Source organism: Arthrobacter sp. NPDC057388 (genome assembly GCF_042668165.1).
Taxonomy (GTDB): Bacteria; Actinomycetota; Actinomycetes; order Actinomycetales; family Micrococcaceae; genus Arthrobacter.
The window spans coordinates 109483-120623 of the sequence record NZ_JBHVBL010000011.1 but is presented as its reverse complement, the minus strand read 5'-3'; the positions used below and the strand labels follow the sequence as shown (position 1 = coordinate 120623).

The 11141-nt window shown below is 67.1% G+C and carries 8 protein-coding genes; 2 read left to right on the top strand and 6 right to left on the bottom strand.

Going from position 1 to position 11141, the window contains the following annotated elements; translation table 11 throughout:
* Positions 1-124: 124 nt before the first annotated feature.
* The 4 genes from ndk to ileS are packed head-to-tail and all read right to left on the bottom strand — an operon-like array spanning position 125 to position 5776.
* Positions 125-544: a nucleoside-diphosphate kinase gene (ndk, locus tag ACFUTU_RS08025; RefSeq protein ID WP_377962945.1), complete on the bottom strand. Its 420-nt coding sequence runs from the start codon at positions 542-544 to the stop codon at positions 125-127.
* A 40-nt stretch (positions 545-584) separates the two neighbouring features.
* Complete coding sequence (locus tag ACFUTU_RS08020) at positions 585-1094, bottom strand: DUF4233 domain-containing protein (protein WP_377962943.1); 510 nt, start codon at positions 1092-1094, stop codon at positions 585-587.
* Positions 1094-2455, bottom strand: coding sequence for a bifunctional folylpolyglutamate synthase/dihydrofolate synthase (locus ACFUTU_RS08015; RefSeq protein ID WP_377962941.1), 1362 nt, complete (start codon positions 2453-2455; stop codon positions 1094-1096). Before ACFUTU_RS08015 ends, ACFUTU_RS08020 begins: the two co-directional genes overlap by 1 nt.
* Positions 2456-2458: 3 nt before the next feature.
* Positions 2459-5776 (bottom strand): isoleucine--tRNA ligase, encoded by a 3318-nt coding sequence (gene ileS, locus ACFUTU_RS08010; protein ID WP_377962939.1) that lies wholly within the window; start codon positions 5774-5776, stop codon positions 2459-2461.
* 350 nt (positions 5777-6126) lie between these two features.
* Between ileS and ACFUTU_RS08005 the strand changes: the two genes are divergently transcribed.
* Positions 6127-7185, top strand: a complete 1059-nt coding sequence (locus ACFUTU_RS08005) for an endonuclease/exonuclease/phosphatase family protein (protein ID WP_377962937.1) — start codon at positions 6127-6129, stop codon at positions 7183-7185.
* Between the two features lie 20 nt (positions 7186-7205).
* Here the strand turns inward: ACFUTU_RS08005 and ACFUTU_RS08000 are convergent, their stop codons facing one another.
* Positions 7206-7985, bottom strand: coding sequence for an SDR family oxidoreductase (locus tag ACFUTU_RS08000; protein ID WP_377962935.1), 780 nt, complete (start codon positions 7983-7985; stop codon positions 7206-7208).
* Between the two features lie 9 nt (positions 7986-7994).
* Entirely contained in the window at positions 7995-8357 is a 363-nt protein-coding gene (locus ACFUTU_RS07995) for a DUF488 domain-containing protein (protein WP_377962933.1), read from the bottom strand.
* An 83-nt stretch (positions 8358-8440) separates the two neighbouring features.
* Here ACFUTU_RS07995 and valS point away from each other — a divergent pair, with 83 nt between their 5' ends.
* The gene (gene valS, locus ACFUTU_RS07990) at positions 8441-11119 is read left to right on the top strand and encodes a valine--tRNA ligase (protein WP_377962931.1); all 2679 of its coding nucleotides are present in this window, start codon (positions 8441-8443) and stop codon (positions 11117-11119) included.
* The last annotated feature ends 22 nt before the right edge of the window (positions 11120-11141 follow it).

Sequence of the window (11141 nt, the reverse complement as noted above, 5' to 3'; positions counted from 1 at the left end):
TCCAGGTGTTCGTCGGCACCTCGGGTTTATAACCAGACAAAAAACCGCCAACGGGCAGCTAACGCCCTCAAAACCAACGTTTCGGGGCATTAGCTGCCAGTTCGCGCTTAACCGGCTGGAGAAATTAAGCCTGGAACCAGATCTTGATTTCGCGCTCAGCCGAGTCAACGGAGTCGGATCCGTGGACCAGGTTCTGCTGGACCTTCAGGCCCCAGTCGCGGCCGAAGTCGCCGCGGATGGTGCCGGGGGCCGCCGTCGTGGGATCGGTGGTGCCGGCCAGGGAACGGAAGCCTTCGATGACGCGGTGGCCCTCGAAGATCGCCGCCACCACGGGGCCGCTCAGCATGAACTCCACGAGGGGCTCGTAGAACGGCTTGCCGATGTGCTCCTCGTAGTGCTGCTCGAGCAGTTCACGGCTGGCGTTGGTTTTCTTCAGTTCGGCCAGGGTGTAGCCCTTGGCTTCGATCCGCTTGAGGATTTCGCCGGTCAGGTTGCGGGTGACGCCGTCGGGCTTGATCAGGACAAGGGTGCGCTCAATGCTCACAGTTGCTCCAATGAGGTTGGTTGCGGGTTTACCGGTAAGTCTACGGGGTCTGGCCGGTGCCCTCAGTGCCGGCACCCTCAGTCCCGGCGCCTTGGTTGCCGGCGCCTTCATTTCCGGCTGACGCCGGGTGCGCGGCTTCCCATTCAGCCTGCTCGCGCTCCCGCTGGGCGGCTTCGCGGTCGATCCGAATGCCGGTGCGGATGCCGTACCACCAGGACAGGGCGAAGAGTACCCCGACCAGGAACATCATGGGCTCCACGAAACCCAGCAGGATGAGCACCAGCTGCAGGATCCAGCCCAGCGCCACGCCCCACGGCCTGGACAGCACGGCGCAGGCCAGGATGAGGACAATGCTCAGCCCGATGCCCAGGGAGAGGATCAGCGCGGGGGAGATCTCCCCGCGCCGCAGGCCGAACACGGCAAGCGTTGCGAAGAAAACCACGAATGCTTCCAGCAGCAGCACCGTGGAGGCGAACATGACCTTGGTGGAGCGCCGTTTCTTGGGCATGCCCGGGCGCCATTCGCGCTGGGCCTTGGTCAGGCGGGCCATCAGGTGGCCGCCTTGCCAAGCAGGATGCGGGCGTCGGCCACCAGCGTGATCGAGCCGGTCACCAGCACGCCGCCGGCGAGATCGTCGTTGGCTTCAGCGCGCTCCACCGCCCACTCGATCGCATCATCCAGCTTCTCGGCGATGTGCACGTTTTCCTCGCCAAAGCCAAGGTCGACGGCGAGCTCCGCCAGTTCCGCGGCCGGCACGGCCCGCGGGGAGTTGGACTGGGTGAAGCAGAATTCCTCCGCGAGGTCGCCCAGGGACTCCTTGAGCTGGCGCAGGATCTCCTCGGCGTCCTTTTCCTTGAGCACGCCCACCACGGTCACCAGCTTGCTGAAGCTGAAGGCCTCATGGATCGCCTCGGCGGAGGCGCGGATGCCGCCCGGGTTGTGCGCGGCGTCCACGATAATCGTGGGTGCCGTCCGCACCACCTCAAGCCGGCCCGGGGAGGAGACAGCGGCAAAAGCTTCCTGCAGGACGTCCAGGGACAGCTCCTTCTCGCCGCCGCCAAGGAAGGCCTCCAGCGCGGCAACGGCCACGGCCGCGTTCTCGGCCTGGTGGGCACCGTGCAGCGGGACCAGAAGGTCCGGGTAGCGGCCGGCAATGCCCTGGACGGTCACCACCTGCCCGCCGACGGCGACCTGCCGGGATTCGACGCCGAACTCCACCCCTTCGAAGCGGAACGGAACCTGCACTTCCTTGGCCTTCTCCAGCAGGACCTGCGCGGCGTCCAGCGGCTGGGCGGCGCTGACGAGGAATCCGCCGGGCTTGATGATGCCGGCTTTCTCGTACGCGATGTCCTCGGTGGTGTCGCCGAGCAGGTCGGTGTGGTCCAGCGAAATGGGTGTCACCACGGACACCTGGCCGTCGCCGACGTTGGTGGCGTCGGTGATGCCGCCGAGCCCCACCTCCATGATGGCCACGTTGACCGGCTGGTCCGCGAACACGGCGAACGCCAGGATGGTCAGGCACTCGAAGTACGTCAGCCGGGGCTGGCCCTCCGCGATGAGTTCGTCGTCCACGATCTGCAGGTAGGGGCGGATCTCGTCCCAGATCCGCACGAACGTTTCATCGGAGACGGGTGCGCCGTCCAGGCTGATCCGTTCCGTCACCTTGGACAGGTGCGGGCTGGTGTAGCGGCCGGTGCTGAGGCCGTGGGCGCGCAGGCCGGCCTCGATCATCCGGGCCGTGGACGTCTTGCCGTTGGTGCCGGTGATGTGAATGATCGGGAAGGCCTTGTTCGGCTCCCCCAGCACATCCATGGCGCGGAACAGCGGCGCGAGCCGGGGCTCCATCTTGTTTTCCGGCGCCCGGCCCAGCAGCTCGGCGTAGACGCTCTCCACGGAGAATTCGTCAGTCATGTTTCAGGCCCCCACTTTTTCGACGGTGATCTGCGGTTCCGCGGCATCGGCCGGCACGGCGTCCAGCTCCAGCGTCAGCGTTTCGGTCTTTACCAGCTCCGAGTTGGCCAACAGCGCGTCGATGACGTTCTGTGCGGCGGCCACCGTGGTCCGGATCCGGTCGCTCACGTTCAGTGCGGCGTCCTTGCGTGCCTGCTGGATGGCGCGGACCATGTCCCGGGCCAGGCCTTCGGCCTCCAGCTCCGGGGTGACTTCGGTGTTGAGCACCACAAAACCGCCTCCCGGGAGGACCGCGACGGAAGCCGAACCGCCGTCGGACTCTGCCACCACCGTCTCCAGCGTGTATTCCTGCGGCTCCAGCTCCAGGCCACCCGCGGTGACCACGCCGGCGTCGGAAACAGACCAATCGCCGGACTTGGACCCCTTGATGGCCAGCTGCACGTTCTTCCCGAGGCGCGGGCCGGCGGCACGGGCGTTGACCACCAGCTTCTGCTCGATGCCGAACTCCTCCGGGGAGGCGGATGCGGCGTCCAGCAGGCGGACCGAGCGCAGGTTCAGTTCATCGGCGACGACGGCGGCAAAGCCTTCCAGCGCATCTGCGCCGGGTGCCACGACAGTGAGTTCCTGCAGCGGCAGGCGTACGCGCAGGTTGGCGGCCTTGCGCAGCGAGGAACCGGTGGAGCAGATCTGCTGCACGCGGTCCATGGCCTCCACCAGGGCGGCGTTGGACGGGAACAGCTCCGGGTCCGGCCAGTCGGCCAGGTGCACGGAACGGCCGCCGGTCAGGCCGCGCCAGATTTCTTCGGACACGAGCGGCAGCAGCGGGGCGGCCACGCGGCACACGGCTTCCAGCGCGGTATACAGGGCGTCGAAGGCGTCGGCGTTCTCGTCGAAGAAGCGCTGGCGGCTGCGGCGGACGTACCAGTTGGTGAGCATGTCCAGGTAGCTGCGGAGCTCATCGCAGGCACCGGAGATGTCGTAGGTGTCCAGCTGGGCGGTCATGTTGCGGACGAGGTCGCCGGTGTTGGCCAGCAGGTACTGGTCGAGCGTGTCCGTGTAGCCGTCGTACCGGAGCTTGGCGTCATAGCCCGAGCCGCCGGCAGCGGCGTTCGTGTACAGGGTGAAGAAGCTGTACACGTTCCACAGCGGCAGGATCACCTGGCGGACGCCGTCGCGGATCCCCTGTTCGGTGACTACGAGGTTGCCGCCGCGCAGGATTGGGCTGGACATGAGGAACCAGCGCATGGCGTCGGAGCCGTCGCGGTCCAGTACTTCGGAGACGTCCGGGTAGTTCCGCAGGCTCTTGGACATCTTCTGCCCGTCGGAGCCGAGAACGATGCCGTGGCTGATGACGTTCCGGAAGGCCGGGCGGTCAAACAGCGCGGTGGACAGGATGTGCAGCATGTAGAACCAGCCGCGGGTCTGGCCGATGTACTCCACAATGAAGTCGGCCGGATTGTGGGTGTCGAACCAGGCCTCGTTCTCGAACGGGTAGTGCACCTGGCCGTAAGGCATGGAGCCGGAGTCGAACCAGACATCCAGCACGTCCTCCACGCGGCGCATGACGGACTGGCCTTCTTCGGGCGTGCGGGGGTCGTCCGGGTTGGGCCGCGTCAGCTCGTCGATGAACGGCCGGTGCAGGTCGACCTGGCCGTCCTTGTTCAGCGGCAGCCGGCCGAAGTCGGCCTCGATTTCGGCAAGCGAGCCGTAAACGTCGGTACGCGGGTACTCGGGGTCGCTGGACTGCCACACTGGAATGGGGCTGCCCCAGTAGCGGTTGCGGCTGATGGACCAGTCACGGGCGTTGGCAAGCCACTTGCCGAACTGGCCGTCCTTGACGTTGCCGGGGATCCAGTTGATTTCCTGGTTCAGCTCGGACATCCGGTCCCGGAACTTGGTGACCTCCACGTACCAGGAGGAGACGGCGCGGTAGATCAGCGGGTTGCGGCAGCGCCAGCAGTGCGGGTAGCTGTGCTCGTAGCTGGCCTGGCGGACCAGGCGGCCCTGGGCACGGAGCACCTGGGTGATGGGCTTGTTGGCCTCGAACACCTGCAGCCCCACGATGTCGTGCAGGTCGCCGTGGGCGAACAGGTGCAGGAACTTGGCGCCCTCGTCCACGGACAGGACCACCGGGATGCCGGCTTCCTCACACACCTTCTGGTCATCCTCACCGTAGGCCGGGGCCTGGTGGACAATGCCGGTGCCGTCGGTGGTGGTGACGTAGTCCGCCACGAGGAACTGCCAGGCGTTCTGGGTGCCGTACTTTTCCGTGTCGGCGAAGTCGTGCCACAGCGGCTCGTAGGTGAGTCCCTCGAGCTCGGCGCCGGTGTGGGTGGACGTGACGGCGGCGGCAGCGGCCGAGGCGTCCTCATATCCCAGGTCCTTGGCGTAGGTGCCCAGCAGGTCTTCGGCGAGCAGGAAGCTTCCGGTGACGGGCGCCTCCGCCGAGGCGGCCTTGATGCCGTTCGGTCCGGCGGGCAGCACGGCGTAGCTGATGGAAGGCCCGACGGCGAGCGCCAGGTTGGTGGGCAGCGTCCAGGGCGTCGTGGTCCAGGCGAGCGCCTGGACGCCGGCCAGCTGCCGGGACAGTTCGGACTCCCCCGCCTTGATGGGGAACGTCACCGTGACGGTCTGGTCCTGGCGGTTCTTGTAGACGTCGTCATCCATGCGCAGCTCATGGTTGGACAGCGGCGTCTCGTCCTTCCAGCAGTACGGCAGCACGCGGTAGCCGTTGTAGGTCAGGCCCTTCTCGTGCAGCTGCTTGAAGGCCCAGAGCACGGACTCCATGTATTCGACGTTGAGCGTCTTGTAGTCATTGTCGAAGTCCACCCAGCGGGCCTGGCGGGTCACGTAGGCCTGCCATTCGTTGGCGTACTTCATCACCGAGGCGCGGCAGGCGTCATTGAACTTGTCGATGCCCATGGCCTCGATCTGGGTCTTGTCCGTCATGCCCAGCTGCTTCATGGCTTCCAGCTCGGCGGGCAGGCCGTGGGTGTCCCAGCCGAAGCGGCGCTCGACGCGCTTGCCGCGCTGGGTCTGGTAGCGGCCCACGAGGTCCTTGGCGTAGCCGGTCAGCAGGTGGCCGTAGTGCGGCAGGCCGTTGGCGAAGGGCGGGCCGTCGTAGAAGACAAACTCGTTGCTGCCGGGTGTGCCGCCGGGAAGGTCGGCGCTGCGCTGGTCGATGCTTGCCTGGAAGGTCCCGTCCTCATCCCAGTACTTGAGGATCCGTTCTTCGATCTCCGGAAACTTCACGGAGGCGGAAACTCCTGCGGATGAGCCCGTGCCGGACGGGGCTGCTGAGGCCTTGGGGTAATACGTCATCTCGACATCCTGGGTTGAGCTGGTGAACAAGTGGATCATTCAGGATGCGAGGACGGCACGTGCGCAGTCAGAATGACTGCACCGGCACCGCGGTACCACCTCACTTACCGGCACCGGACCGCACCTTTCCAGGAAAGGGCTGCACCGGCGTCGGCCGCTCATTGCTGCTGTGACGGGCTTACCCGTCCGGTTCTACTGGCCTGGTCCACTGCGATCGGTTGTCCGCACAGCGGCCGGGTGTTCTTCCGGAAGCTCGCCGGTGATGGCCGGGTCAAAGCTGTTGCGTCCAGTCTAACTGCTGCGGCCGCGGCGGCCATAACCATGCCGCGGCCCGGGCCTAGACTCGACCCATGACTGCTTGGGCCCGGGTGCTGGCGCTCCTCATCCTCCTGCCGGTGGGCGTGCTTTCGGTGTTCCGCGCCGTTCCGGCTGAGTGGCCCACAGTGGTGGTGCAGCTGCTGTCCTTCACTCCCTGGCTGGTGGCTCCGGCCGCCCTTGGGCTGGGCCTGGCGTTGCTGGGCCGGCGGCTCCTGGTCACGGCGGCTGCCGCCCTGCTGCTTGGCGCGCAGCTTTTCTGGCTCTGGGCCCCGGATGCGGGACGGGCGGACGTTGTGCAGGCCCGAAGCGCATCCGGCCCTGAATCCGGATCTGGCCGTTCCGGCTCCGGCAGCACGATGCAGCTGACGGTGCTCAGCATCAATTCCCGTTTCGGCAGGGCCGACGCTGCCGCAATCGTCCGCCTGGTCCGGGACAACCGGGTGGGTCTGCTGGCCGTCCAGGAGCACACGCAGGCGCTGGAGGACAGGCTGGCTGCCGAGGGGCTGGGGAAACTCCTGCCGCACAGGATCAGCAGCCCCGCCAAGGACGGCTCGGGCAGCGCAACCTACTCACAGCATCCCATCGAAGCCGTCGGACTGGTGCCCGACACCCCCTTCCGGATGCCGACCTTGCGGCTGACACTGCGGAATGCGGGGGAAGGGGCCGCCGCCACTGTTGAGGTCACGAACGTGCATGCCTTCCCGCCCGTGGACAGCCGTGTTGCACAGTGGCGCAGCGATCTTGCGGCACTCGGCCGGCTGGTCATGCGCAACGGGGCGGACGGCGGGGGCAACCAGCTCCTGATGGGCGACTTCAACGCCACCTATGACCACCCGGAGTTCCGCAGGCTGCTCGACGGCGGCCCGGACGGCCGGAAGCTGGTGGACGTGGGTACGGCGTCCGGGACGCGGTTCACGCCCACCTGGCCGATGGACGGGCAGACGCTGCCCGGCATCACCATCGACCACGTGGTCACCACTGCCGGCCTTCCGGCGAGCGGCTACGTCGTGCACCGCATTGCCGGGACGGACCACGCGGCCGTGCTGGCCACGCTGTACATCCCTGCCGGTGGCCAGGGGGCCGGCGGCTAGCCTGCTTACGGATACCCGGTTCAGGCCTGCTTGCGGATCAGCTTGTAGGTCGATGCCTGCGCCACCGGGCGGATGACGATCTCGTCGAGGTTCACGTGATGCGGCGCGCTCACGGCGTAACGCACGACATCGGCCACGTCCTCAGCAGTCAGCGGTTTTTCCACGCCCTGGTACACCTTGCTGGCTGCCTCGGCGTCACCCAGCCGGTTGAGGGCGAACTCCTCGGTCTGGACCAGCCCGGGGAGGACTTCAATGACGCGGACATTGTGCTCGGCCTCTTCCAGCCGCAACGCCCCGGTCAGGGCATGCTGGGCGTATTTCGCGGCGTTGTAGCCGCCCCCTCCTTCGTAGACCGCCAGTCCGGCGGTGGAGGTCAAATTCAGGACGGTGCCTTCACCGTTCTCGCGCAGCATCGGCAGGAAAGCGCGGGTGAGCTTCATGGTGCCCAGGACGTTGACGCGGTACATCCAGTCCCAGTCTTCGGTCACGGCCTGGCCCACGCGGTCCGCCCCGCGGGCGCCGCCGGCAATGTTGACCAGAGTGTCGATTCCGCCGGCGGAGGTCACCTCGGCCAGGAGCCGGGCCACGTCTGCGTCCTCGGAAATGTCCGCGCTCAGGGCGACGGCGCCGGTCTCGGCTTCCAGCGCGGCCAGCCGTTCCTGCCGGCGGGCAACGGCGTAGACGGTCCAGCCGTCGGCGCGGAGCGCACGCACGGTGGCCTCACCGATGCCGGAGCTGGCACCCGTCACCAGGGCGGCCTTGTTGGTGGACACGTCGGAGCTTCCGGAAAGGTCAGTCATGGCACCACCCTAGCGGTCTGCCAGGAATTCCAGCAGCACGCGGGCGTGGTTCACTTCCGGATCCCGGGCCGCATACAGCAGCGTCACCTTCCCGTGCGTGGCGGCCAGCTCCAGGAGCTGGCCCACGGCAGGGTTGCCGGCCAGTTCGTCCTCGTACCGGGCGCGGAAATCCTCAAAGCGCTCCTGCATGTGGGCGAACTCCTGGCGCAGCGGCGGCGAGGGGGCAATCTCCTTCAGCCACAGCTCCAGGCGGGCCCGTTCCTTGCTGACCCCGCGCGGCCAGAGCCTGTCCACCAGAACCCGGCAGCCGTCGTCGTCCGCGGGTTCCTCATAGATGCGCTTGATCGCAAAGGAAGCGTCTGCTTTGCCCATAGGCCGCATGCTACTCCGGGCTCCGGCGGCGGGCGCGTACCGCCCGGCAGGAAACAAATGCCCGGCATGGAACAATTGAAGGCATGGCTGAATCAACGCAGGGTACAGACACGCCCGCCACCACCCCCATCAACGTTCCCGACAAGCCGGCCCTGGAAGGCCTGGAGGCTGCCCTCACGCAGCGCTGGCTCGCGGAAGGAACCTACCGGTTCGACCCCAACACCACCAGGGAGCAGGTCTACTCGATCGACACTCCCCCGCCCACCGCGTCCGGCTCGCTCCACGTGGGCCACATGTTCTCCTTCACGCAGACCGACGTGCAGGCCCGCTACATGCGCATGACCGGCAAGAACGTTTTCTACCCCATGGGCTGGGACGACAACGGCCTGCCCACCGAGCGCCGCGTCCAGAACTACTACGGTGTCCGCTGCGATCCCGCCATCCCGTACAACCCTGACTACCAGCCCCCGGCGCAGCCGGCGAAGAACCAGCGGGACTTCGACGTCGTCTCCCGCCAGAACTTCATCGAACTCTGCGAGGAGCTCGCGGTCGAGGACGAGAAGGTCTTCGAGAATCTGTTCCAGACCCTGGGCCTGTCCGTCGACTGGAACCTCACCTACCGCACCATCGACGACACGTCCCGTGCTGTCTCCCAGCGTGCGTTCCTTGCCAACCTTGCCGCCGGCGACGCCTACATGGCCGAGGCGCCCACGCTGTGGGACGTCACGTTCCGCACCGCCGTGGCCCAGGCCGAACTCGAGGACCGCGAAGTGCCGGGCGCGTACTACCGCTACCCGTTCTTCACGGCCGACGGCGAGAAGATCTTCATCGAGACGACCCGCCCCGAGCTGCTGGCGGCCTGCGCCGCCCTGGTGGCAAACCCCGACGACGAACGGTATCAGCCGCTGTTCGGCAAGACCGTGAAGTCCCCCTTGTTCGATGTCGAGCTGGAGGTCAAGGCGCATCCGCTGGCCAAGGCCGACAAGGGCTCCGGCATCGCCATGGTCTGCACCTTCGGAGACCTGACTGACGTCACCTGGTGGCGTGAACTCCAGCTCCCCACCCGTGCGATCGTGGGCCGTGACGGCCGCATCCTCGCCGAGACGCCGGAATGGATCACCACCGACGCCGGCCGCGAGGCCTATGCGGCCATCGCCGGCAAGACGGTCTTCTCGGCCAAGGAGGCCGTGGTGGAGCTGCTCACCGCCGCCGACCTGCTCGACGGCGAGCCCAAGAAGATCACCCACCCGGTGAACTTCTTCGAAAAGGGCGACAAACCCCTCGAGGTGGTCACATCCCGGCAGTGGTACATCCGCAACGGCGGCCGGGACGAGGACCGCCGCGAACGCCTGATCGGCCGCGGGCAGGACATCGACTTCCACCCGTCCTTCATGCGCTCGCGCTACGAGAACTGGATTGCGGGCCTGAACGGCGACTGGCTGGTGTCCCGCCAGCGTTTCTTCGGCGTGCCGATTCCGGTCTGGTACCCGCTGGACGCCCAGGGAAACCCGGACTACGACAACCCCGTCCTGCCCTCCGACGACCTGCTGCCCGTCGACCCGGCGGCAGACGCCGCACCCGGGTACGACGAATCCCAGCGCGACCAGCCCAACGGGTTCACCGGTGACGCAGACGTGCTGGACACCTGGGCCACGTCATCCCTGACCCCGCAGATCGTGGGCGGCTGGAGCCGGGACGAGGACCTGTTCGCCAAGGTCTTCCCGTTTGACCTGCGCCCCCAGGGCCACGACATCATCCGGACCTGGCTGTTCTCCTCCGTCGTCCGCGCTGACGCCCTGCAGGACGCCGCGCCCTGGAAGCATGCCGCCATCTCCGGCTGGATCCTGGACCCGGACCGCAAGAAGATGTCCAAGTCCAAGGGCAATGTGGTGGTGCCCACGGACGTCCTGAACGAATACGGCTCCGACGCCGTCCGGTACTGGGCTGCCTCCGCGCGCCTGGGCGCCGACACCGCCTACGAGATCGCGCAGATGAAGATCGGCCGCCGTCTGGCCATCAAGCTGCTGAACGCCTCGAAGTTCGTCCTGAACCTGGGAGCGACGGAGAACTCGGTGGTCTCCACCGACCTGTCCGTCCTGACCAACCCCGGGGTTGGTCAGCCCCACGCGGAAAAAACGCCCGCATGGGGACCCCTGACCAACCCCTTGGACCGTGCACTGCTGGCCCAACTGTCCGACGTCGTGGCCCAGGCCACCAAGGCGTTCGACAACTACGACTACGCCCGCGCGCTGCAGATCAGCGAATCGTTCTTCTGGCAGTTCACCGACGACTACGTCGAACTGATCAAGGACCGCGCCTACGGTGCCGCCGGCGAAGCCGAGCAGGCTTCCGTGCTGGCGGCCCTCGCCACCACGCTGGATTCCCTGTTGCGGCTCTTCGCGCCCTTCCTGCCCTTCGCCACCGAAGAGGTCTGGGGCTGGTGGCGGGCCGGTTCGGTCCACCGCGCCGCGTGGCCTGCGCCACTGGAGATCGCCGACGGCGACACCGGCATGCTGGGCACCGTGGGCCTTGCGCTCAGCGGCATCCGGAAGGCCAAGTCCGAGGCCAAGGTCAAGCAGCGCACCGAAGTCCTTTCGGCCACGATCACTGCCCCGGAGGCGCTCGTCGCGCAGCTGCAGGCAGGGCTCGGGGACCTGAAGGCGGCGGCCAACGCCCAGGAGATCTCGCTCATCACAGGCGAGGGCGAGCTCACGGTCAGCGACGTGGAGCTGGCCCCGGCCGAGGAGCCGGCACAGGCCTGACACGGAATGAGCCCGGGTGAAT